Genomic DNA, 23,925 nt, shown 5'->3' with positions numbered 1-23,925 from the left:
AGCAGCACACCTGGACAAGCCAGGCACCACAGCTCCGCATGCAGACGTTTCCGGGCCGTTACGGGAAATGCGGTGCGAGGCGTTGACACCCACCCGCGTTGCTCCTACCTTCACTTCACGCGAACCGGTTCGACGATCGGCACTTGGTCGATTTCGTTCCCCGGAATCATCGAACCGGTTCGACTTATTCGACCGATCTTGGCAAGGAGTCCCGTGAACATCGGTGAGATCGGCAAGCGGGCCGGTGTCTCGCGGAGCACCGTGTCCTACGCCCTGAGCGGCAAACGCCCCGTGTCCGAGGACACCCGCCGGAAGATCCAGCGCGTCATCGACGAACTGGGCTACCAGCCCAACGCGAGTGCGCGGGCCCTGGCCAACGGCCGGACCAACACCATCGGTCTGGTCTTCCCGCCGGCCGGGAACCACTACACCGGCATGCAGCTGGACTTCATCGGCAGCGTCACCGAGGCCGCCGCGGCCCACGACTACGACGTACTACTCTCCCCGAGCGGTGTGGACAGCGACCGCTCGTTCCAGCGGCTGCTGGGCGAGCGGCGGGTCGACGGCGCGATCCTCATGGAGATCAGGCTCCAGGACGACCGGCTCGACCATCTCACCGCAGTGGATTTCCCCTCCGTCGCCATCGGCCGCACCGCCCGGCCGGAGGGCACCTGGTGGGTGGGCCTGGACCACACGGCACTGGCGGCGGCCTGTGTGCACCACCTCGCCGATCTGGGACACCGCCGGGTCGCCTTCGTCAACCGGCCCGAGCAACTGCTGCGGGCCGGGTACGAGTCGGCCCAGCGCGGGCTGGACGGCTTCACCAAGGCCGCGGCGGAACGTGGCCTCACCGTCCGGACGTACTGCTGCGGGGACGACGCCGCCTCGGGCCTCGCCTGTCTGGAACAAGTCCTGCACGACGCCCCCGCCACCACAGCGCTGGTCACGCTCAACGAGGCCGCGCTCGGCGGCCTCTACCGGGGGCTGGCCCAGGCCGGCCGCCTTGTGCCACGCGACTTCTCCGTCACCGGAGTGGTGGCCGGCAGATGGGCGGAGACGGTGACCCCGCAGCTCACCGCGGCGGACGTGCCCGCGGAACAGATGGGCCGCCTCGCCGTCGACCTGCTCGTCCAGCGGCTCGACCACCCCGACCAACCGGCCCGGTATCACCTGTTGGCGCCGCCGATCTCGTTGCGAGCGAGCACCGCACCCGCCGGCACCGGGCCCGCCGACCAGGCTCCGGACTTCGGTACCCCCACGCACCCCTGACCTCCGCCCCGCGCACCGCCCTCCACCCTCCGCGCCCCTGTTCCGGCCGCCGAGCCAGTCACTGATCCGGCTCGGCGATCCCAGCAACTCCAGATCAACCCTCCTACGGCACACCTGTGCCGATCCCAGGGCACACCCGTGCCAAGAGCCATGAGGAACACGCCATGAACCGATCCGCCAGACGGCGTCTCACCGCCGCAGCCCTGACCGTCGCCGCCGTCACCGTCGGCGCCACCGCCTGCTCCTCCGGCTCCGGCGGCACCTCCACGAAGGCCGCGGACGGCGGCACGTACACGATCTGGGACCCGTACCCGCAGTTCGACAAGAGCTCGGCGTGGGCGAAGCTGCTGGACGGCTGCGGCACCGAGGCCGGGGTGAAGATCAAGCGGACCTCGTTCGACACCAGCGATCTGACGAACAAGGTGCTGCTGGCGGCGCAGCAGGACAACTCCGCGGATGTCCTCATCGTCGACAACCCGGTCGTGTCGACCCTGGCGGAGGCCGGCGTGCTGACCACGACCGACGACAACAAGCTGGACACCTCGCAGGCGAGCCCCAACCTCCTCGCGGCCGGCCAGTCGGGCGGGAAGACGTACGGCACACCGATCGGCGCGAACACCCTTGCCCTGTACTACAACAAGGCGGTGCTGAAGGAGGCCGGGGTGGACATCTCCTCGGTCAAGGACTGGAAGTCGTTGACCGCGGCGCTGGCGAAGGTCAAGGCGGCGGGCAAGAAGGGGATCACGTTCTCCGCGATCGGCACGGAGGAGGGCAGCTTCCAGTTCCTGCCCTGGTTCTGGGGCTCCGGCGCCCAGCTGACCGCACTCGACTCCGACGAGGCCGTCTCCGCGCTGTCACTGTGGAAGAACTGGCTGGACAAGGGCTACGCCCCCAACTCGGTGATCAACAACACCCAGACGACCAGCTGGCAGGAGTTCGCGAGCGGCGACTACGCGTTCAGCGAGAACGGCACCTGGCAGCTCGCCAACGCGGACAAGGCCGGCTTCGAATACGGGGTCATCCCCGTCCCCGGCGCCACGGGAGGCGACGCCGCGGCCCCGACAGGTGGTGAGTTCGTCACGATCCCCGTGCAGGGTGACACCGGCCGATACGCCACCTCGCAGAAGCTGGTGTCCTGCCTGACCAACAGCCAGAACCTGCTCGACACCGACACGACGCTGTCCTACGTGGCCCCCACCACCGAGGTCCAGGACAAGCAGGTGACCGCCAACCCGAAGCTCAAGCCCTGGGTCGACGCGGTCAAGGCCGCCAAGGGACGTACCAGTGACGACCTGGGCACCAAGTACCCCAAGATCTCGGAGCAGTTGTGGAAGGCGGTCCAGTCCGCCCTCAGCGGGTCGGCGTCGCCGAAGGACGCGCTCGACTCGGCACAGTCCGCCGTCAAGTAGCCAGGACTCCGGCCAGCCGATGAAGCACATGACACAGTCGCCGGACCGCCGGCCGGTGCAGAGCCGGAACGGGGCGGCGACCGCCGCCCCGTCTCCGGCCCGCACCACGCCCCGGCGCCGTCCAACCTCGCAGCAGTGGGCCGCCTGGGCCTTCCTCGCCCCGGTCACCCTCTACCTCACGCTCTTCTACGCCTATCCCCTCTACCGCAACATCGACCTGAGCCTGCGCAACTACACGGTCCGCTCCTTCGTGCAGGGCGACGCGCCGTTCACGGGCCTGGCCAACTACCGGACCGTCTTCGACGACCCGACCTTCGCCCCCGCCCTGCTGCACACCGTGGTGTTCACCGCCGTGTGCCTGGTCTTCCAGTACGCGATCGGCCTGGCCCTCGCTGTCTTCTTCAACCAGCACTTCCGACTCTCGGCCACCCTGCGCGCCCTGTTCCTGGTGCCCTGGCTGCTGCCGCTCATCGTGTCGGCCTCCACCTGGTCGTGGATGCTCAACAGCGACTCCGGCATCGTCAACGCCACCCTGCACGCCGTCGGCATCGGCCCGGTGAACTGGCTGACCTCGCCGTCCTGGGCGCTGGCCTCAGTGATCATCGCGAACATCTGGATCGGCGTCCCCTTCAACCTGGTCGTGCTCCACAGCGGTCTGCAGTCCATCCCGGGCAGCCTGTACGAGGCGGCGGCGCTCGACGGCGCGAACGCGTGGCAGCGCTTCTGGCGCATCACCTTCCCGCTCCTGCGCCCGGTGTCCGCCATCACCCTGCTGCTGGGCCTCGTCTACACGCTCAAGGTCTTCGACATCATCTGGATCATGACCAAGGGCGGCCCGGCCGACTCCTCCACCACCTTCGCCACCTGGTCCTACCAACTCGGCTTCGGCAACCTGCTGCCCGCCTTCGGCCCCGGAGCGGCCGTCGGCAACCTGCTCGTCGTCGCCGCCCTGGTCTTCGGCCTGGTCTACGTCCGGGTCCAGCGAAAGCAGGCGCTGTCATGACGAGTGTGCGGACTGTCCACAACCGGCACCGCCGTACGTGGTGGAAGACAGCCATCGGCCTCCTGCTGACCGCGGTCATGCTCTTCCCGGTCTACTGGATGCTCAACGTGTCCTTCACCCGCGACCAGGACATGCGCAAGAGCCCCCCGGACCTGTTCCCCGCCCACGCCACCCTGGAGGGCTACCGGGCCGTCGTCGACCAGCAGTTGCCCTACCTCGGTACCAGCCTGCTCATCGGCCTGGGCACCGTGGTCCTGACCGTGGCGCTGGCCGCACCCGCCGGCTACGCGCTGGCCAAACTGCGCCCGCGCGGCGGCGGAATCCTCAACTTCGTCCTCCTGGCCGCCCAGATGATCCCCGGCATCATCATGGCGATGGGTTTCTACGCCATCTACCTCAGCCTCGGCCTGCTCCAGTCCGTCCCCGGCCTGATCGTCGCCGACTCCACCCTCGCCGTCCCCTTCGCGGTACTCATCTTCACCGCGTTCATGTCCGGCATCCCCGGCGAACTCCTCCAGGCCGCCAGGACGGACGGCGCCGGGCCGCTGCGCACCTTCTGGTCGATCGTCCTGCCGATGAGCCGCAACTCGATCGTCACCGTGTCCCTGTTCGCGTTCCTGTGGTCCTGGTCCGACTTCATCTTCGCCAGCACCCTGGTCAACGGCGGCGCCCACGAGCCGATCACCCTGGGCATCTACCACTACATCGGCAACAACAACCAGCAGTGGAACGCCATCATGGCCACCGCCGTCGTGGCCTCGCTGCCGGCCGCGGTGATCCTCGTCCTGGCGCAGCGCTATGTCGCCGCCGGTGTGACCGCCGGTGCCGTCAAGGACTGACCCCGAACCGTCCGCATGCAGCCGCGCTCTTCATGAGCCGCCGTGCGAGCGCCGCCGCCCCACCCGGCGGAACGCCGTCCCCTCCGCTGAAGAAACGAGTACCGCTTCATGACCGCCGCCCCGACCGGCCCGCCCTTCTCCGTGGATGACATCCCCTTCAGCGCGCACGGCTCCTGGTTCGGAATCTCTCCCGTGCTGGCGGAGAAGACGCGCGCCGAGGACCTCCATCTCGTCTCGCACCAGAACGGCATGCACGCCGTCCTGCGCCTCGTCCCGCTCGACGCGGCGACGGGCGCCCGCGCCGAGACCCGTGTCGAGGCGACACCGGGCCTGCTGAGCTGGACCGGTACGGAGGGGCGTGTCGACCTCGCCTACGCGTCGCCGGACACCGTACGCGTGCACGGCACCGGTCTCGGGTTCGGCATCAGCGCGGCGGCTCACGCCCTGACCCCGTTCAGCGGGACCTACTTCTACCGCGACCCGGTGGACGGGGCGTATGTGTTCACCTCCTACGAGACCGGGCGCCGCTACCGGATCACCGTGCTGTCCGGCACGGTCGCCGAGGTGTCCGGCTCCGGGGATGTGGGCGCCGGCGACCGCGGTCTCACGGTCATCGGCGGGGTCGACGGCTCGTGGGAGGTCGCGGTCGAGGAACTCGACAGTGCGCGAGCGCCCTTCCGCTCGGCGGTGACGTTCGGCGAGGTCAGGGAGGCCGCGCGGCAGTCGTTCGCCGGGCTCGTCGAGGCGGTCGCCCCCTGGCGTTCGGCCACCACCCCGGCCGCAGAACTCGCCGCCTATGTGGTGTGGTCGGCGACCGTGCGCCCGGCGGGTCTCGTCACCCGGCCCGCCGTACTGATGTCCAAGCACTGGATGGACAAGGTGTGGAGCTGGGACCACTGCTTCAACGCCCTTGCCCTGGCCCCCGGTTGCCCGGACCTGGCCTGGGACCAGTTCTCCCTCCCCTTCGACCACCAGGACGAGAGCGGCGCGCTGCCCGACTCCGTCACCCACTCCGAGGTCCTCTACAACTTCGTCAAACCGCCCATCCACGGCTGGGCCTTCGGCCACCTGCGCCGACGGCTCCCCGAGCCGCTCACCCCGGCGCGGCTGACCGAGGCGTACGACAGACTGACGCGCTGGACGGACTTCTGGCTCACCGCGCGGCGCGCACCCGGCGCGGCCCTGCCCCACTACCAGCACGGCAACGACAGCGGCTGGGACAACGCCACCACCTTCGACCCCGGACGCGTGGCCATCACCGCCGACCTCGCCGCGATGCTGATCCTCCAGCTCGACGAACTGGCCCTGCTGGCAGGCGAGCTGGGCTTCCCGGACGACGCCCGACGCCGAACCGAGACGGCCGACGCCATCCAGGCGGCCCTGCTGGACGAACTGTGGGACGGCGAAAGGTTCCTGAGTCGCCCGGCAGACGGCGGGGCCCCCACCCGGAGCGCCGGCCTGCTCGACCTGATGCCGATAGTGCTCGGCGACCGCCTGCCCGCCGAGGTCCGCGACCAACTGGCCGAACGGATCGAGGCCCACCTCACCGAGTTCGGCCTGGCCACCGAACACCCCGGCTCCCCGCACTACGAGCCCGACGGCTACTGGCGCGGCCCGATCTGGGCCCCCGCCACCGTCCTCATCGAGGACGGCCTGCGCCGCGCCGGGCACGAACGCCTCGCGGACGAGGTCAGCGCCCGGTTCCGCGCCCTCTGCGAATCCTCCGGCTTCGCCGAGAACTTCGACGCCCTGACCGGCGAGGGACTCCGCGACCGCGCCTACACCTGGACCGCCAGCAGCTATCTGCTGCTCGCCCGCGACCACCTTCGCCGCGCACACACGGGGACCGACACCTCTGTCACCACCGCCGTCTGACCCGCGAGCGACAACCCACCCAGACGTCCGGCACGGGGGCCGGTGCAGCAACAACCAGCCGCATCCCTGAAGGGACATCAGCACATGACAGGAATCGGGCAAAGACGCTCGACCACGAGACGCCTTCTCCACGGCATCACCAAGTCGCTGCTCGCGCTGACCGTCACAGCCGGCGCCACCACCGCGATGGTGACGCCGGCCTCGGCTGCCACCCCCACCCTCACCGTCGACCTGGGCACCACCACCGGAGCCTTCCACGGCGGCGCCTCCGGAGCGCTGTACGGCCTGTCCGCCCCGGAGGTGCCGACAAACAATCTCATCGAGGGGATGGGACTCCAGACCACCAACACCAAGTACCAGGACGGCCAGCAGCACCCCGGTTCGGACGCGTTGGAGGTCGCCAAGCCCTTCGTGGACAGCGGCGGCAAGGACGTCTTCATCTACATGACGGACGTGTACCGCACGTTCTCCTACGAACGGACCAACTACGCCGCCTATCAGGCAGCGATGAAGACCCAGGTCGAGCAGGCGATGGCCAGCCCCTACAGGACAGGATCGTCTTCGTCCCCTACAACGAGCCCGACGGCATGTGGTACCCGGGCATGCGCACCAACGGAGGGTCGCTGGCCGCGTTCAACGCCGAGTGGCTGCAGACCTACGACTTCATCAAGGGCATCTGGCCCGAGGCACGGCTGGCCGGCCCCAACGTCTCCAGCTACACGAACTCCGCCCTCAACGGCTTCCTCACCTACTGCAAGGCCAACAACTGCCTGTCCGACGTCATGACCTGGCACACCCTGGGCAGCCCGGCGGCCGTACGCAGCACGGTCGACGCCTACCGCGCGCTGGAGACCGCGGCGGGGATCACCACGCCGTTGCCGGTCAACCTCAACGAGTACGCCTACCGGTACCACCTCACCGACCCCGGTCAGATGGTGCAGTGGATCTCGGCCATCGAGGACGAGAAGGTCGACGGGAACCTGCCGTACTGGAACATCAACGGCACCCTCGGCGACTCCGCCGCCGGCCAGAACACTCCCAACGCCCAGTGGTGGCTGTACAACTGGTACAGCTCCATGAGCGGCAACACAGTCCAGGTGACCGGCGCCCCGAACAACGACGCGTACACCCTTCAGGGCCTGGCGAGCCTCGACACCGCCAAGAAGCAGGCTCGCGTCATCCTCGCCGGGGGCGGCACCAGCGGTGACTCGAACACGGTCATCAGGAACATCAGCTCCTCGGTCTTCGGCAGCACCGTGCACGTGAGCGTGTTCCAGGACCGATACAGCGGCTACACAGGCGCTGCCGCCACCCCGACACGGCTCTCCGACGCGGATGTCGCCGTCGGTTCCGACGGCTCGATCACCCTCCCCATCAGCCTGGACGCCATGTCCGCGTACCAAGTGATCGTCTCCCCGGGCGGCACCGGCAGCCCCAGCGCTTCCGACAACACCTGGTCGGCCACGTACGAGGCCGAGAACGCCACCCTCAGCGGCAGCGGATACAACATCAACACCGAGGGCACCACCAGCAGCATCGCCAAGTTCGCCACCTCCGGCACCAAGGACGTCGGCGGTCTGCGCACCGGCTCCACCACGATGATGTCCTTCCCCGTCTCCGTCCCCACCACGGGTGACTACAACCTGTCGGTGCTCGGCAACAGCTCTGCCGCGTCGACCTTGGTCAAGGGCCCGACGAACGTGTACGTGCGGGTCGACGGCGGCCCCTCGACCAGGGTCGACATACCGGTGGGCTTCCAGTGGGTGGTGTGGGGCCACAGCGACACCACCGTGCACCTCACCTCGGGCAGCCACACCATCACGCTGGCCACCACCGGCGACAACAGCGCGGCGACCGTCGGCGACGCCATCATCGACAAGATCGACCTCCAGTACAAGAACGCCGCCGTCCAGGGCACCACGCTCTACGAGGCCGAGCAGGCCTCCCTCTCCGACAGCGGCACCGCCACCTACACCTCCCAGGGCCAGTCCGGCGCGGGCGCGGTGAACCTGACCTCCGGCAAGTCCGCGACGTTCTGGGTCTACTCCGCCCGGGACGGATACGCGGACCTGACATCCCGCTTCCGCGACACCGGCCAGGCCGACCTCACCGTCAACGGCAGGACCGTCAAGGACCAGACCCTCTCCGGCGCGACGACCAACGCCTGGTCCACCTCCGCCAACCGGGTCTACCTGGCCTCCGGCATCAACAAGGTCAAGGTGACCGACACCAGCGGCACCCTGGCCCTGGACGACCTGGCCGTCACGCCGTTCAGCGCCACCAGTGCCGTCACCACCGGCAACGTCGTCACCTACCAGGCCGAGAACGGCACCCTCACGGGCACCGCGGCGGCCGACAGCACCTACAGCCAGGCGGACGGCGGCGTCGTCACGGGCATCGGCGACGGAACCGCCAACTCCCTCACCCTCAATGTCAACGCGCCCTCGGCCGGCACCTACGCCATGACCATGCGCTACGCCAACGGCGAGAAGATGACCGTCAGCCGCGGCAACCCCGACATCCTGGTCGAGCACGCCGACGTCAGCGTCAACGGCGGCGACGCCACCCGCGTCAACTTCGCCAACACCCTGCACTGGAACCAGTTCGCCGACTACACCGTCCCCGTCCCCCTCACCGCCGGCGCCAACACGGTGAAGTTCACCGCCTCCCAGCTCTACAACTACGACGGCACCACCATCGGCCTGGTCTACTCCGGCGGCGGCGCCGACATGGGACAGCCCATGCGCTCCAGCTCCGCGCCCCACCTCGACGAGGTCTCCTTCGCGCCCCAGAACCCGCACATCGGCGCCTCATCAGGCTTCTCGTCCACGGCCGTCGCCCAGCACAGTGCGCTCTGCCTCGAAGACCCCTCCCAGTCCACCATCGACGGCACCCAGTACCGGCAGAACACCTGCGGAAGCGGCCAGGAACAGGTCTTCGACTTCCACCCCGTCAGCGGCGCCACGGACACCTACACCGTCGTCAACCACTCCAGTGGCAAGTGCCTCGACATCTCCGCCTACTCCACCGCGGGCGGGGCCGCCGTCCAGCAGTGGACCTGCCACGGCGGCACCAACCAGCGGTTCGCCCTCCGCGCGGTGACCGCGCTCGGCAACAGCCACGACTACCAGCTCGTCGCCGTCAACAGCGGCAAGTGTGTCGACGTCAGCGAGATCTCCACTGCGGCCGGCGCACTCGTCCACCAGTGGACCTGCGACGCGGCAAGCGCCCTGACCACCAAGAAGAACCAGATCTGGCGCCTGCTCGGCAAGGCGTGACCGGCACCGGATCCCGCTGAGTCTCCCGGCCCCACCGACAGGAACAGGCCACTGACGCACCGGGGTCCGGTGACACGCGACGCCGTGGAACACCGCGAGGGGCAGCCGGATGATCCCGGCTGCCCCTCGCGTCTGCTTCAGGTCGGGCAGATGGGGCCGACGACGAGGGAGCAGGAGGCGAGTGGCCCGAGCCCGGTTCGGTGGCCTGGCGGATCGCCGTGGACCCGGACGAGAGCTACAAGCCTTGGGAGGAGGCCTTCGCCCGCACGGTAGGCTTCGCACGCGCGTTCTGTTCGGCAGTGGCCCGACGTAGAGAGTCGACCAAGGGGAAGGACACCATGCCCGCCTACGCCATCGCTCATCTGCAAGAGGCCGCCCCGCACCCGGACATCGCCGAGTACATCGAGCGCATCCCCGCCACCTTCGAACCGTACGGCGGACGCTTCCTCGTGCATTTCACGCAGCACGAGGTCAAGGAAGGCAGCTGGCCCGGGAGCGTCGTGGTGATCGGCTTTCCCGGGATCACCGAGGCGCGGACGTGGTGGGACTCACCCGCGTACCAGGAGATCGCGCCGTTGCGTTCGCGGCACGTCCAGGGCGACATCGTCCTGGTCGAAGGCGTACCCGAAGGCTACGACCCGGCCGGCTCCGCCAAGGCACTGCGGGACGCTCTGCGTTCCGACTAGCCCGCAGGTGCGGTCCGGCTCTGAGGTCGGTCACCTGAGTCGATGGCGAACCTGTCCAGCACCGTTCGTACGTCCGTGGGCTCCTGATGGACCTCGGCCTGCTCTCGCTCACGTGGTCCGAGGTGTCGTCTCATACGGCTTGAGGACGTCGTAGATGAACTCGCCGCCGCCGGGATACGGAGCTGCTCCCGTGCGGTCGAGCGCGCGCTCCAGCACGGCCGGCATGGCCTCAAGGGTCAGGCCAGGGTTCGGCTTCGTCGCGGTGGTCTGGCTGATACAGGCCTCGCTGACCGCGCCACCGGCCGCGTCGATGACCTTGCCGGAGACCGTGCAGCTCTCGTGGGCGAGCCATGCCGCGACCTGGTGCCACCACGTCGGGGGTCAGTCCTGATGCCTGCTTCTGTTCGCTGAACTCCTGCGTGAGCATCGTCCGCAGGGCGACGGTGTCGGCGAACGGCGCGATGGCATTCGCCACGATCCCGTGCTGTGCTCCCTCGGCTGCCGGCGAGCGGGTCAGGCCCACGACGCCGAGCTCCCGGCCCGGGCCACGGCCGCGCCGACGCTCACAGACCCTGGCCGCCGTCGCCACCGCCCTGCCGGCGACCGAACCGGCCGCATCGGAGAGTAGGCGGCCGACGTAGCGAGCAGCATCCTCGGCAATGGCGCCACGCCCCGATAGATCGTCACCCAGAAGGCCCTGACGGGCCTGGAACAGCCCCTGGCGGTCCAGCGGTCCAGTATGTCGACTGCTCTCGCCCGCCGTCCGAGGTGACCTCTGAGCCTTCTGCCACACCAGCGACCGGTCCGCTCCGCGATCACCGCCCGGCTCGGCGTCATCCTGTCGACAGTCGTCGCGGTGCCGGGCACCTCGTCGGACGAGCCGGACCGCACGCCGGGTTCTGTCGCTGATCGATATCGAGTTCGACCGGGAGAGGGTCATAGCCCTCGGCTTCACCCACGGCCCACGCTTTGGTCTTCTGTGCGAGGAGGGCAGTCGCGGCCAGGGCGCGAACTCAGGTGGTGGGGCGGATGTGCACGCTGACGGCATAGCCGCAGCCGTGGTGGTAGGGATCGCCGTTCCAGGTGGCGTAGCGCTGCCGCAGGGTCAGTCCGGCCCCCGTGCACCAGTGGTCGAACTCCGCAAGAGTCACGGGCGGTTTCGGCAGCGGCAGGTGCGCCGCGTCCAGCCCCATGCCTGTGACCAGCAGCCCGCCGGGGCGCAGTGTGTCGGCCAGTTGCCGGACGACGGCTGCTTCGGTGCCGGGTGCCAGCAGCGGGATGACGTTTCCGGCGGCGAGTGCCAGGTCAAAGCCCGGATGCAGGCCGAGTGTGTCCAGCCGGGCCAGGTCACCGAGGAGCCACTCTTGCGTAGGGGCATCGCGGCGGGCCACGGCGAGCATCGAGGGGTCGACGTCCACGCCGGTGCAGTGGTGGCCCAGCTCGGCGAGCCGGATCGCGATCCGGCCGGTGCCGCATCCGGCGTCGAGAATCCGGGCGGTGTGCTTCAGCAGTGCGGCACAGAAGGCGGCCTCGCCGTGGATGTCGTGCCCCGACTCGGCGAGCCGCGCGAATCGCGCAGCGTATTCCTCTCCGGCCTGTCCGCCGGTCAGTTCCGCCCAACGGTCGCGTTGCCCGGTCATGTTCGGCTTGCCTTCCGATCAGCCTCGCCCATCAGGGTGAGGACGGTGCCATCGCACTTCCACCCTCGCAGGTGTGGACTTCGCGGCCTGCCACGAAGGTACACAGGGCGAGGCTCGAACAGCCGCCCGGCCGGGCTCTGCCTCAGCACCCATACCTGGTCGCCCGCCTGCCGGAGCGCCGTGCAACCAGTGGTGAACTCCCCCGTGCCGCGTGGAGGAGGATCTCCCTCAGGACAGCGGGGCACTTCTCTGAGGCCCCGGTCGACCCCTGGCCACCGGCGCAGCGCCGTCTCGTCAAGCAGAGACCACGCAGCTCAGGCTCGGGGCTGCGGAACCGGCCCGCTGGTCCCCCTGACCACCAGTTTCGGGTCCAGCACAGCCTCCCGCGGTGCCACGCCCTGGCCCTCCAGCCGCTCCACGGCGAAGCGCACCGCGTTCTCCGCCATGAGGACCGCGTCCTGGCGTACCGTGGTCAGCCCGATCGGCATCAGGTGGGACAGATGACTGTCGTCGTATCCGACGACCGACACGTCCCCTGGGACTTCGACCCGTGCCCGCGTCAAGGACATCAACAGCCCCCACGCACACCGGTCGTTGCCCGCGAGGACCGCGGTCGGCAGAGGCTGTCCCCGCCCGCGCTCGGCCAGAAGCGACTCCCCTGTCTCGATACCCGACAGTTCGGTGTGGTCACCCGGAATGACCCGCGCCTCGGACTCCAGCCCGTGGCGGCGCATCGCGGCCCGATAGGCGCGCCGCCGCTCCGCCGACCCAGGGCCGCTGCCGCCGTCGATGTGCACGATCCGACGGTGCCCCAGCTCGACGAGATGGTCCATCGCCTGCCGCACCCCCTTGCCCTCGGCCGAGTGTACGAAGTCGACATTGGCGTGGGGCACCCGGCGACTGACCGACACGGTGACCGTACGACGCCCCAGCTCGTCGAGGTACTCAGCCTTCGCGTCGGAGCCGAGCAGGATCACCGCCTCGCAACGGTGACCGAGCAGAGCCTCGACAGCTTTGGTCTCCTCCCGGCTGTCCGTGGCCGCGGAGAGCAGGACGTCGTAGCCGAGTCGTTCGGCCTCGGGGTAGATGCCCGCGATGAGGTCCAGGTGGAAGGTCTGGTGCACGGTGAACATCACGCCGAGCGTGCGGCTGCGGCCCCGGGCGAGCAGCCTGGCCGCGTTGTCGGGGTGGTAGCCGATCTCGTCGGCGACGCGCAGGACCCGCTCACGGGTCTCCTGACTGGCCCCCGGCCGACCACGGAAAATGATCGATACGAGCGCCCTGGACACGCCTGCCTTCGCGGCTACGTCCGCCATCGTGGGCCGCTGCTTGGCTGACGCATCCACCTGTGAAAACCCCCTTTGACGCACCCCACCCCGAGGGCGGTCGCGAAATCTCCCGGCAACAAGCTATTGACATGACATTTGGACGGGGCCCATCGTACTCACCTAGAGCGCGCTAGTAGAGCGCGAGAGCGAAACATCCCCCGAGGGACTCCCCGGTACCTCCGGAGCGAAGGGAACCCAGCGATGCCGTTCGATGTAATGGCCATGGGCCGTGTGGGAGTGGATGTGTATCCGCTGCAGACGGGCGTGGGGCTGGCGGAGGTCACGTCGTTCGGCAAGTACCTCGGCGGCAGCCCCACCAACGTCGCCGTGGCCGCCGCCCGTTACGGGCACTCCGCGGCCGTGATCACCAGGACGGGCCGGGACCCCTTCGGCGACTTCGTGCGGTCGGCCCTGGAGGGCTACGGCGTCGACACCCGCTTCGTCGGTACGTCGGACATCGCGCCGACGCCGGTGACGTTCTGCGAGATCTTCCCGCCGGACGACTTCCCCCTGTACTTCTACCGGCTGCCCAAGGCTCCCGACCTGGACATTCGTCCGGAGGAGCTGGACCTTGCGGCCGTACGCGACGCCCGGATCCTCTGGGTCACCGGCACCGGTCTGAGTGAGGAGCCGAGCCGCTCGGCCACGCTCGCGGCACTCGCCCACCGGGCGAAGGCGGGGCCGACGGTGTTCGACCTCGACTGGCGGCCGATGTTCTGGAGCAACCCGGCGGACGCCCGTGCGTACTACGCCGAGGCCCTTCGCCACACCAGCGTCGCGGTCGGCAACCTCGACGAGTGCGAGGTCGCGACCGGCGAGCGTGAGCCGTACGCCGCCGCGAAGGCGCTGCTGGCGGCCGGCGTGGAGCTGGCCGTGGTCAAGCAGGGCCCCAAGGGTGTGCTGGCGGTGGGCCGTGACGGCTCGGCCGCCGAGATCCCGCCGGTCCCGGTGGACGTCGTCAACGGGCTCGGCGCGGGTGACGCCTTCGGCGGCGCCCTGTGCCACGGCCTGCTGTCCGGCTGGGACACCCGCCGCACCATCGCATTCGCCAACGCGGCCGGCGCGATCGTGGCTGGCCGGTTGTCATGTTCCGACGCCATGCCGACCCGGGCCGAGGTCGAGGCCAAGCTCCGCGAGGCGTCCATCGCCGCCTCCGCCGTCCAAGGAAAGGTGTGACGACGTGCTGTCCGACAACGTGAACCGGATCGTGGCAGCCCGGGTCGGCGACCCCGGCGCCATCGCGGTGGCAGCCGAACGCCGGGTGAGGGCAGCCTCGCCCCTCGGCGAGCACGGCAGGGCGATGATCATCGCCGCCGACCATCCCGCACGCGGCGCCAACGGCGTGGGCGGCGACCCGAACGCCATGGCCGACCGCTTCGAACTCCTCGACCGCCTGTGCACCGCCCTGGAACGGCCCGGAGTGACCGGGGTACTGGCCACCGCCGACATCCTCGAAGACCTTCTCCTGCTCGGCGTACTGGATGGCAAGAGCGTCTTCGGTTCCATGAACCGCGCCGGACTGGCCGGGTCCGTCTTCGAGATCGACGACCGGTTCACCGGCTACGACGCGGCGACGATCGCGGCGATGGGCTTCGACGGCGGCAAGATGCTCACCCGGATCGCACTCGACGACCCGGCGACACCGTCCGCGCTGGAGAACACGGCGCGTGCCGTCAACGAGCTGAACGACCGTCAACTCATCGCCATGGTCGAGCCGTTCCTCAGTTCCTGGCGGGACGGGAAGGTCCGCAACGACCTCTCGACGGATTCTGTCGTCAAGTCGGTCAGCATCGCTGCGGGGCTCGGTCGGCGTACCGCCTACACCTGGCTGAAGCTGCCGGTCGTGGACGACATGGAGCGCGTACTGTCCGCCTCCACGCTCCCCGCACTGCTGCTCGGCGGCGAGGTCAAGGATGCCGCCGCCGCGTTCGCGTCCTGGGGCAGGGCGCTCAAGCAGCCGACCGCGCAGGGCCTCGTCGTGGGCCGCTCCCTCCTCTACCCGTCCAACGGCGATGTCGCCGGGGCGGTGGACAGGGCGGTGAGCCTGCTGTGAGCGCCACGGGCAGGTACCACCTGGCAGGTCCGGGTCAGGACCGTGCGTGGCTGATCTGCGACGACCCGGCACCCGGGTGGGTGCGCACGATCTGGGACACGCAGGACATCGACGACCGGCTGCCCTTCGGCGCCGAGGAGAACCAGTGATGGAAACGATCCGGCTCACCACCGCGCAGGCCCTGGTCCGCTTCCTGGCGAACCAGCACAGCGAGCGCGACGGCCAGGAGCAGCGGCTGATCCCCGGCGTGTGGGGCATCTTCGGGCACGGCAACGTGGCCGGTCTCGGGCAGGCGCTCCTCCAGGCCGCCGTCACCCAAGAGGCCGATCTCCCCTACTACCTGGCCCGCAACGAGCAGGGCATGGTCCACGCGTCGGTGGCCTACGCGAAGATGCGCGACCGGCTGGCGACCTTCGCCTGCTCGGCATCGACCGGCCCCGGCTCGACGAACATGATCACCGGCGCCGCGCTGGCCACCACCAACCGCATCCCGGTGCTGCTGCTGCCGTCCGACATGTTCGCCACTCGCGCCGCCGACCCCGTGCTCCAGCAGCTGGAGGACACCCGGGGCGGGGACATCACCGTCAACGACGCCTTCCGCGCCGTGTCGAAGTACTTCGACCGCATATCCAGGCCCGAGCAGCTGATCCCGGCCGCGCTGGCCGCCATGCGGGTGCTCACCGATCCCGTCGAGACCGGCGCCGTCACCCTCGCCCTGCCACAGGACGTGCAGGCTGAGGCGTACGACTGGCCCGTCGCGTTCTTCCGGCGGCGGGTGTGGCACGTGGGCCGCCCGGTGCCCGAGCCGGCCGCCGTCGAGCGGGCCGCCGCCCTTCTCCGCAGCGCGAAGAAACCCCTGATCGTGGCCGGCGGCGGCGCCGTCTACTCCGGTTCCGAGACCACGCTGCGCGCCTTCGCCGAGGCCACCGGCATCCCCGTCGCCGACACCCACGCCGGCAAGGGCGCGGTGCCGTGGGACCACCCGTACGCGGTCGGGGGCCTCGGCTCGACCGGCTCGTACGCGGCCAACGAGCTGGCCCGCGATGCCGATGTCGTCCTCGGCATCGGCACCCGGTACTCGGACTTCACCACCGCCAGCCACACCGTCTTCGCCAACCCCGACGTCACCTTCGTCAACCTCAACATCGCCCGCCTGGATGCCGTGAAACACTCGGCGGAGCCCCTCGTCGCGGATGCCCGCCTCGGCATCCAGGCCCTCGCCGGAGCGCTGGCGGACTGGGATGTGGACCAGGAGTACCGGAACCGGACACGCCAACTCGTCGCCCGTACAAGGGAGATCGAGGAGGAGTGCTTCGCACCGGAGCGCACCACCGGCCGCCTCCCCGCCCAGACCCAGATCCTCGGCGCCCTCAACGACGTCCTCGGCGACCGTGACGTCGTCATCAACGCGGCCGGCTCCATGCCCGGCGACCTGCAACAGCTGTGGCGGGCGCGGGATCCGAAGGCCTACCACGTCGAGTACGCGTACTCCTGCATGGGCTACGAGGTCGCCGCCGGCCTCGGCGCGAAGATGGCCGACCCCTCGCGCGAGGTCGTCGTACTCGTGGGCGACGGCTCGTATCTGATGATGGCTCAGGAGATCGTGACCATGATCTCCGAAGGCCTGAAGGTCATCGTCGTCCTCGTCCAGAACCACGGCTTCGCCTCCATCGGGGCGCTCTCCGAGTCGCTCGGCTCGCAGCGGTTCGGCACCAAGTACCGCTACCGCGACGGCGATTCGGGACAGCTCGACGGCGATGTCCTCCCCGTCGACCTCGCCGCGAACGCCTCCAGCCTGGGCGCGGACGTGCTGCACGCCACCTCCGTCGACGAGTTCCGCGCCGCGATGGAGAAGGCCAAGGCAGCCACCCGCACCACGGTCGTGCACGTCGAGACCGACCTCTACGGGCCGAACCCGCCCGGCCACGGCTGGTGGGACGTCCCCGTCGCCCAGACCTCCGCCCTGGACTCCACCCGCGCCGCGTACGAGACGTACGCCTCCCACAAGCTCGACCAGCGCCACTACCTGTAAGGACACCCCTGACATGACCACCATCCAGCACTGGATCAACGGGTCCCCGGTCACCGCAGGCACCTCCGCCACCGCGCCGGTGTTCAACCCGGCCACCGGCCAGGAACAGGCGCGGGTCGTGCTCGGCGGCGCCGCCGAGGTCGATGCGGCCGTGGTGGCCGCCACCGCCGCGTTCGAGACGTGGTCGGAGTCCTCGCTCGCGCAGCGCACCCAAGTGATGTTCGCCTTCCGCCAGTTGCTCGTCGAGCACGAGGAGGAGCTGGGCCGGATCATCTCCGCCGAGCACGGCAAGACGGTCGACGACGCACGCGGCGAGATCACCCGCGGCCGGGAGGTCGTCGAGTTCGCGTGCGGGCTCGGAGACGTACTCAAGGGATCCTTCTCCGACCAGGTGTCGCGCGGCGTCGACGTGCACGACTTTCGGCAGCCGCTGGGTGTCGTCGCGGGCATCACGCCCTTCAACTTCCCTGCCATGGTGCCTCTTTGGATGCATCCCATGGCTATCGCCACCGGCAACACCTTCATCCTCAAGCCGAGCGAGCGCGACCCGTCCGCCGCCAACTTCGTGGCCGGGCTGTACAAGAAGGCAGGCCTCCCCGACGGCGTCTTCAACGTCATCCACGGCGGCAAGGACGCAGTCGACGCGATCCTCACCCACCCCGACATCGAGGCCGTGTCCTTCGTCGGCTCGACACCGATCGCCAAGTACGTGCACGAGCAGGCCACTTCGCACGGCAAGCGCGTACAGGCCCTCGGCGGCGCCAAGAACCACGCCGTCGTCCTGCCCGACGCCGACCTCGAGTTCACCGCCAACCACATCACCGCGGGCGCCTACGGCTCCGCCGGCGAACGCTGCATGGCCGTCTCGGTCGCCGTGGCCGTGGGTGACGCCGCCGACTCCCTCGTCGAGGTGCTGGAGCGCAAGGCCCGCGAGGTCAGGGTCGGGCCCGGTGACGTGCCCGGCACCGAGATGGGGCCGCTCGTCACCAGGGCGTCGCAGGAGCGCGTCGAGAACGCCGTCGGCGTCGCGGCGACGCAGGGCGCCTCCGTCGTCGTGGACGGACGCGGCCTCAAGGTCGACGGCCACGAGGAGGGCTTCTTCACCGGGCCGTCCCTGCTCGACCGGGTCACCGTCGAGATGGACGCCTACAAGGAAGAGCTGTTCGGACCGGTCCTCGCCGTCGTCCGGGTCGACTCGCTCGACGAGGCCATCGACCTCATCAACGCCAATCCGTACGGCAACGGGACCGCCCTGTTCACCGGCAGCGGCGAGGCCGCGCGCCGCTTCCAGCGCCGGGTCAAGGTCGGCATGATCGGCATCAACGTCCCCGTCCCGGTGCCCATGTCGTACTACTCCTTCGGCGGCTGGAAGGACTCCCTCATCGGTGACTCCCCCGTCCACGGCCCCGAGGGCGTCCGCTTCTACACCCGCCCCAAGGTCGTCACCACCCGCTGGCCCCAGCCCAAGCAGCAGGTGAACGCCGGCTTCAACTTCCCCACCTCCAGCTGAAGGACGTACACCATGGCAACGACGGCATCCCTCCGTACCACCGTGGGCAACCTGTGTCTCGGCTCCGCGCCCGACTCCTGGGGCGTGTGGTTCTCCGATGACGAGCACCAGGTCTCGCCCACCCGCTTCCTCGACGAGCTGGCAGAGGCCGGCTACAAGTGGCTGGAGCTCGGCCCGTACGGCTACCTCCCCACCGACCCGCAGCGGCTGAAGGAGGAGCTCGACGCCCGCGGCCTGCAGGTGTCCGGTGGCACCGCGTTCGGCGCGCTGCACCGTCCGGAGGCATGGGACGAGATGCTCGCCCATGTCCGCCAGGTCGCCACGCTCACGGCTGCCGCGGGCGCCCACCACCTCGTCCTCATCCCGCCGATGTACCGGGACGAGAAGACCGGCGCGTTCACCGAGTCGCCGGAACTGACCGCCGAGCAGTGGGCCGGCTTCGGCCGCGCCGCCGACCGGCTCGGCCGGCTCCTCCTCGACGAGTACGACGTACGGCTCGTCGTCCACCCGCACGCCGACAGCCACATCCAGACCCAGCCGGAGATCGAGCGCCTGCTCAACGAGTCCGACTCCCGGTACACCAACCTGTGCCTGGACACCGGCCACGTGGCCTACGGCGGCGGTGACAACCTCGACCTGATACGCCGGTTCGGCGAGCGCGTCGGATACGTCCACATCAAGCAGATGGACCCGGCCGTCCTCGCCCAGGTCGCCGCCGAGGACCTGTCCTTCGGGGAGGCCGTCAAGCGCGGGGTGTGTGTGACGCCGCCCGCCGGCGTGCCCGACCCCGCTGACGTGGTCGCCGAACTGAGCAAGCTCGACGCCGAGTTGTTCGTGATCGTCGAGCAGGACCTGTACCCGTGCGCGCCCGAGGTGCCGCTCCCCATCGCCGTACGCACCCGGGAGCACCTGGCCGAACACGGGCTCAGCGGGGCTCGACGCCCAGTGCTCGGACGGCAGTTCGCGCCCATGCGTGCCGGTGACTGCACAACACCGCCCACGGTGGCATGAGCCCGCCTCTCCCGCCCCCTCGATTAGGACATGACATGACTGTACGTGTAGGCGTCATCGGCGCCGGAATGATCGGCCAGGACCACATACGACGCCTGGCCGAGGTCGTCACAGAGGCGCAGGTCTCCGCCGTGACCGACATCGACGCCGAGCGTGCCGCGGAGGTCGCCGCCCGGCTGGGCGCCGTCGCGCTGCCCACCGGTGCCGATCTGATCGCCTCCCCCGACGTGGACGCCGTCCTCGTCACCTCCTGGGGCCCGACCCACGCCGAGCATGTGCTCAACGCCATCGCGGCCGGCAAGCCCGTTTTCTGCGAGAAGCCGCTGGCCACCACCACCGAGGACTGTCTGCGCGTCGTCGAGGCCGAGCGCGCCCACGGCCGCCGTCTGGTCCAGGTCGGCTTCATGCGCCGCTTCGATCCCGGCTACCGGCAGATGAAGGCCGTCCTGACCTCAGGATCCCTCGGTACGCCTCTGATCGTGCACTGCGCGCACCGCAACCCGACCGTCCCGGACGCGTACACCTCCCCGATGGCCGCGCAGGACACCGCCGTCCACGAGATCGACGTACTGCGCTGGCTGCTGGACGATGAGATCGTCTCCGCCCAGGTGATCACTCCGCGCGCCACGAGCAAGCGGTTCGAGCACCTGAAGGACCCACAGATCATGCTCTTCGAGACCGCGAGCGGTGTCCGGATCGATCTGGAGGTCTTCGTCAACTGCCAGTACGGCTACGACATCCAGTGCGAGGTGGTCGGCGAGGACGGTCTCGTGCGGCTGCCCACCCCGGCAGCCGTCGCCGTCCGTACCGCCGGACAGCACAGCAGCGCCGTACCGCAGGACTGGAAGGCCCGCTTCGCCGAGGCCTTCGACACCGAGTTCCGTGAGTGGATCGCCGGCGTCGCGACGGGTGCCGAGCCCACCGGGCCTTCCGCCTGGGACGGTTACGCGGCGACTGTCATCACCGACGCGGCCGTCTCCTCCCTCCAGTCCGACGGCGCCGTCGTCGCCGCCGACATGAAGCCCAGGCCCGCGCTCTACGGAGGTGCCGCGTGAAGATCTCCCTCGACCCGTACATGTTCCGCCACCTGCCGATCGACGACATGGTGCGCACGGTGGCCGAACTCGGCTACGAGTACATCGAGTTGTCGCCGCGCGACGACTTCATGCCGTTCTTCCTGCATCCGCGCGCGGACGACGAGCGGATCGCGGAACTGAAGAACTCCCTGCGCACACACGGAGTTCAACTCTCCTCGGTGCTGCCGCTGTACAAGTGGTCCTCGCCGGACGAAACCGAGCGGCAGACCGCCATCCGCTACTGGAAGCGGATGATCGAGATCACCGCCGACCTCGAATGCCCACTGATGAACTCGGAGTTCAACGGCCGCCCCGAGCGCGCCGCCGAGAGCGAGGCCGCCTTCTGGCGCTCACTGGAGGAACTGCTGCCGCTGTTCGAGCGGGAGGGCATCGCACTGAACCTGGAGGCGCACCCGGACGACTTCTGCGAGGAGAACACCCCAGCGGTCGACCTGGTTCGCGCTGTCAACAAGCCCTGGGTGAACTACCTTTACTGCGCCCCGCACTCCTTCCATCTGTCCGGAGCCGATCCGTCGGCCGACATCGCGGCGATGATGCGTCATGCGGGCGACAAGCTCCAGCATGTGCACATCGCCGACTCGTTCAACCACAAGGGATCCTCGGGGCTGCGCTACATCCTCAACCCGCCCGGCACCACCGCCCGTATCCATCAGCACCTGGACATCGGCCAGGGCGAGGTCGACTGGAACGCCTTCTTCGGCACCCTGCGCGAGCTGGACTTCGACGGTGTCGCCACCGCCTGCGTCTTCGCCTGGGAGGAACGAGCCCACGAATCCTCCGCCTTCATGCTCGACCGCATCCGCAAGGAACTCGCTTCCTGAGCGAAGCCTTGGCCGACCGACCCCGGTCAAGCGGTGACGACCGGCGCCCCACCGTGCCCAGCGTTCCGCCTCCGCCCTGGCACCACTCACACCGCTCCGTGGCACCGTGGCGACCCATGCGGTGCCCCTGTCAGGGCCAAGCACCTCGGCAGCAACGACCGGAACGTCAGAGCGCACAGACCTTGTCGATACGTCCTGACAAGGTTATTGACATCACTGGTGGCCGGATCCATAGTTACGCCAACTAGAGCGCGCTAATAAAGCGCTCTAGTGAGTTAGCCGGGTGGTCCGCACCAAGACCACCGAGCGCGACGCTCCGCCGCCGGCAGGCGCTCCCGCCCACCGGCCCCGCGGCCCGAGGGCACATCCGCTGACCGCGGCCGCCGACCCGCCGGCTCCGGCCATCACCGCGGAGTCATCCCACACCCTCAGCCGGTGTCTGTCACACGCTGCGGACACCGGCCAGGCACATACCCGAAGCCGCTCCACACCGCCCGACACAAAGCCATCCTTACCAGCACAGCGAGGTGCGAGGGACATGTACAGAAACCACCGAGCCGCCACTCTGGCCGCCGTCGCCATCACCGGGGCCCTGCTTGCCACCGGCTGTTCCAGCAGCTCCGGCGGCAAGAAGTCCGAGGAAAGCGGTGCCGCCGCTTCCGCGGGCAAGGCCGACACCCCCCGGATGACGGTCGCGATGATCACCCACGCCGCCCCCGGTGACACCTTCTGGGACCTGATCCGCAAGGGCGCCGAAGCCGCTGCCGCCAAGGACAACATCAAGCTCATCTACTCCAGCGACCCGAGCGCCGGCAACCAGGCCAACCTTGTGCAGAACGCGATCGACCAGAAGGTCGACGGCATCGCGCTCACCGCGGCCAAGCCCGACGCCATGAAGGACGCCGTGGCCAAGGCCACCGCCGCGGGCATTCCCGTCGTCGGCTTCAACGCGGGCCTCGACGACTGGAAGAAGCTCGGCATGCTGGAGTACTTCGGCCAGGACGAGAACATCGCCGGCCAGGCCTTCGGCGAACGCCTCAACCAGCTCGGCGCCAAGCACGCCCTGTGCGTCGTCCAGGAACAGGGCCATGTCGCCCTCGAGGCCCGCTGCGCCGGCCTGAAGAAGGGCTTCGCCGGCAAGACCGACAACCTCTACGTCAACGGCACCGACATGCCGTCCGTGAAGTCGACGATCACCGCGAAGCTCAACCAGGACAAGTCCATCGACGAGGTCGTCACCCTCGGCGCCCCGTTCGCCCTGACCGCGATCCAGTCGGTGTCCGACGCGAACAGCAAGGCCAAGATCGCCACGTTCGACCTCAACAAAGACCTGGTGACGGCCGTCCAGGACGGCAGCATCCAGTTCGCGGTGGACCAGCAGCCCTACCTCCAGGGCTACCTCTCCGTCGACTCCCTGTGGCTCTACAAGACCAACGGCAACTTCAGCGGCGGCGGCACCGCACCCGTCCTCACCGGCCCGGCCTTCATCACCAAGGACAACGCCGACGCCGTGGCCGCGTTCGCCGCGAAGGGCACTCGGTGATGTCGAGTCAGGCAACGGCTCCGGCGGCGAGTTCCTCGCCGCCGGCTCCGCCGGCCGCTCAGAAGGACGGGCGCACCAACCAGCGGTCCCTGGGGCGCAGGCTGCTCGGTCGCCCCGAGGTGGGTGCGTTGATCGCGGCGATCGGTGTGTACCTGTTCTTCTTCGCGGCGGCGCCTTCGTTCCGTGAGACGAGCGCGCTGGCGACGGTGCTCTACCAGGCGTCCGTGATGGGCATCATGGCGTTGCCGGTGGCCCTGTTGATGATCGGCGGGGAGTTCGACCTGTCCGCCGGTGTCGCGGTCACGACCTCGGCGCTGACCGCCGCGATCCTCAGCTTCCAGCTGTCGATGAACGTGTGGACCGGCGTGTTCGTCGCCCTGATCGTCTCCCTCGCCGTGGGCGCGTTCAACGGCTGGGTTCTGATCAAGACCGGACTGCCGAGCTTCCTGGTCACCCTGGGCTCGTTCCTGATCCTGCAGGGCGCCAACCTCGCCGTCACGAAGATCTTCACCGGGAACGTGGCGTCCGACT

At 69.3% G+C, this 23,925-nt stretch carries 17 protein-coding genes and 2 pseudogenes; 17 read left to right on the top strand and 2 right to left on the bottom strand.

The genetic code is table 11. From position 1 onward, the window contains the following. The first annotated feature begins 213 nt into the window (after positions 1-213). The 7 genes from G3I56_RS15015 (at position 214) to G3I56_RS14985 (ending at position 10,359) form a co-directional block, all read left to right on the top strand. On the top strand, positions 214-1,269 hold the full coding sequence (locus G3I56_RS15015; protein ID WP_164409476.1) for a LacI family DNA-binding transcriptional regulator: 1,056 nt from the start codon (positions 214-216) through the stop codon (positions 1,267-1,269). 164 nt (positions 1,270-1,433) lie between these two features. Further along, positions 1,434-2,678 (top strand): extracellular solute-binding protein, encoded by a 1,245-nt coding sequence (locus G3I56_RS15010; RefSeq protein WP_164409475.1) that lies wholly within the window; start codon positions 1,434-1,436, stop codon positions 2,676-2,678. Between the two features lie 19 nt (positions 2,679-2,697). Further along, positions 2,698-3,681: a sugar ABC transporter permease gene (locus G3I56_RS15005; RefSeq protein WP_164409474.1), complete on the top strand. Its 984-nt coding sequence runs from the start codon at positions 2,698-2,700 to the stop codon at positions 3,679-3,681. Beyond that, positions 3,678-4,520, top strand: a complete 843-nt coding sequence (locus tag G3I56_RS15000; RefSeq protein WP_164409473.1) for a carbohydrate ABC transporter permease — start codon at positions 3,678-3,680, stop codon at positions 4,518-4,520. Before G3I56_RS15005 ends, G3I56_RS15000 begins: the two co-directional genes overlap by 4 nt. 108 nt (positions 4,521-4,628) lie before the next feature. Beyond that, entirely contained in the window at positions 4,629-6,395 is a 1,767-nt protein-coding gene (locus G3I56_RS14995) for a glycogen debranching protein (RefSeq protein WP_164409472.1), read from the top strand. A 602-nt stretch (positions 6,396-6,997) separates the two neighbouring features. Further along, complete coding sequence (locus tag G3I56_RS14990) at positions 6,998-9,673, top strand: RICIN domain-containing protein (protein ID WP_239134903.1); 2,676 nt, start codon at positions 6,998-7,000, stop codon at positions 9,671-9,673. Positions 9,674-10,011: 338 nt separating this feature from the next. After that, on the top strand, positions 10,012-10,359 hold the full coding sequence (locus tag G3I56_RS14985) for a DUF1330 domain-containing protein (RefSeq protein ID WP_164409671.1): 348 nt from the start codon (positions 10,012-10,014) through the stop codon (positions 10,357-10,359). A 1,013-nt stretch (positions 10,360-11,372) separates the two neighbouring features. On the opposite strand, the gene G3I56_RS14980 is transcribed toward G3I56_RS14985, so the two are convergent. Then, positions 11,373-11,999 carry a class I SAM-dependent methyltransferase gene (locus G3I56_RS14980; protein ID WP_164409471.1) on the bottom strand — a complete coding sequence of 209 codons (627 nt, stop codon included), beginning with the start codon at positions 11,997-11,999 and terminating at the stop codon, positions 11,373-11,375. Between the two features lie 314 nt (positions 12,000-12,313). Next, the gene (locus G3I56_RS14975; protein ID WP_164409670.1) at positions 12,314-13,315 is read right to left on the bottom strand and encodes a LacI family DNA-binding transcriptional regulator; all 1,002 of its coding nucleotides are present in this window, start codon (positions 13,313-13,315) and stop codon (positions 12,314-12,316) included. A gap of 213 nt (positions 13,316-13,528) precedes the next feature. On the opposite strand from G3I56_RS14975, the gene iolC reads away from it, so the two are divergent. From iolC to G3I56_RS14925, 10 genes and pseudogenes are all read left to right on the top strand, one after another. After that, on the top strand, positions 13,529-14,503 hold the full coding sequence (gene iolC, locus G3I56_RS14970; protein ID WP_164409470.1) for a 5-dehydro-2-deoxygluconokinase: 975 nt from the start codon (positions 13,529-13,531) through the stop codon (positions 14,501-14,503). A 4-nt stretch (positions 14,504-14,507) separates the two neighbouring features. Further along, complete coding sequence (locus G3I56_RS14965; RefSeq protein WP_164409469.1) at positions 14,508-15,380, top strand: aldolase; 873 nt, start codon at positions 14,508-14,510, stop codon at positions 15,378-15,380. Continuing rightward, a pseudogene (locus G3I56_RS14960) lies at positions 15,371-15,529 on the top strand (5-deoxy-glucuronate isomerase); the annotation flags it as partial. The gene G3I56_RS14965 and the pseudogene G3I56_RS14960, both read left to right, overlap by 10 nt. Further along, on the top strand, positions 15,529-17,412 hold the full coding sequence (iolD, locus tag G3I56_RS14955) for a 3D-(3,5/4)-trihydroxycyclohexane-1,2-dione acylhydrolase (decyclizing) (RefSeq protein WP_164409468.1): 1,884 nt from the start codon (positions 15,529-15,531) through the stop codon (positions 17,410-17,412). The pseudogene G3I56_RS14960 and the gene iolD, both read left to right, overlap by 1 nt. Positions 17,413-17,425: 13 nt before the next feature. After that, positions 17,426-18,922, top strand: coding sequence for a CoA-acylating methylmalonate-semialdehyde dehydrogenase (locus G3I56_RS14950; protein WP_164409467.1), 1,497 nt, complete (start codon positions 17,426-17,428; stop codon positions 18,920-18,922). A 12-nt stretch (positions 18,923-18,934) separates the two neighbouring features. Then, the gene (locus G3I56_RS14945) at positions 18,935-19,933 is read left to right on the top strand and encodes a TIM barrel protein (protein WP_164409466.1); all 999 of its coding nucleotides are present in this window, start codon (positions 18,935-18,937) and stop codon (positions 19,931-19,933) included. A 35-nt stretch (positions 19,934-19,968) separates the two neighbouring features. Continuing rightward, entirely contained in the window at positions 19,969-20,988 is a 1,020-nt protein-coding gene (locus G3I56_RS14940; RefSeq protein WP_164409465.1) for a Gfo/Idh/MocA family oxidoreductase, read from the top strand. Then, the gene (locus G3I56_RS14935) at positions 20,985-21,851 is read left to right on the top strand and encodes a sugar phosphate isomerase/epimerase (RefSeq protein ID WP_164409464.1); all 867 of its coding nucleotides are present in this window, start codon (positions 20,985-20,987) and stop codon (positions 21,849-21,851) included. The genes G3I56_RS14940 and G3I56_RS14935 overlap by 4 nt, the downstream gene beginning before the upstream one ends. A gap of 538 nt (positions 21,852-22,389) precedes the next feature. Then, positions 22,390-23,394 (top strand): sugar ABC transporter substrate-binding protein, encoded by a 1,005-nt coding sequence (locus tag G3I56_RS14930; RefSeq protein ID WP_164409463.1) that lies wholly within the window; start codon positions 22,390-22,392, stop codon positions 23,392-23,394. Continuing rightward, positions 23,394-23,925: pseudogene (locus tag G3I56_RS14925) on the top strand (ABC transporter permease); the annotation flags it as partial. The gene G3I56_RS14930 and the pseudogene G3I56_RS14925, both read left to right, overlap by 1 nt.

It is taken from the genome of Streptomyces sp. SID12488 (assembly GCF_010548275.1).
Lineage (GTDB): Bacteria > Actinomycetota > Actinomycetes > Streptomycetales > Streptomycetaceae > Streptomyces.
Note: the sequence above shows the minus strand (reverse complement) of the source record. Positions and strands in the feature narration are given on the sequence as shown.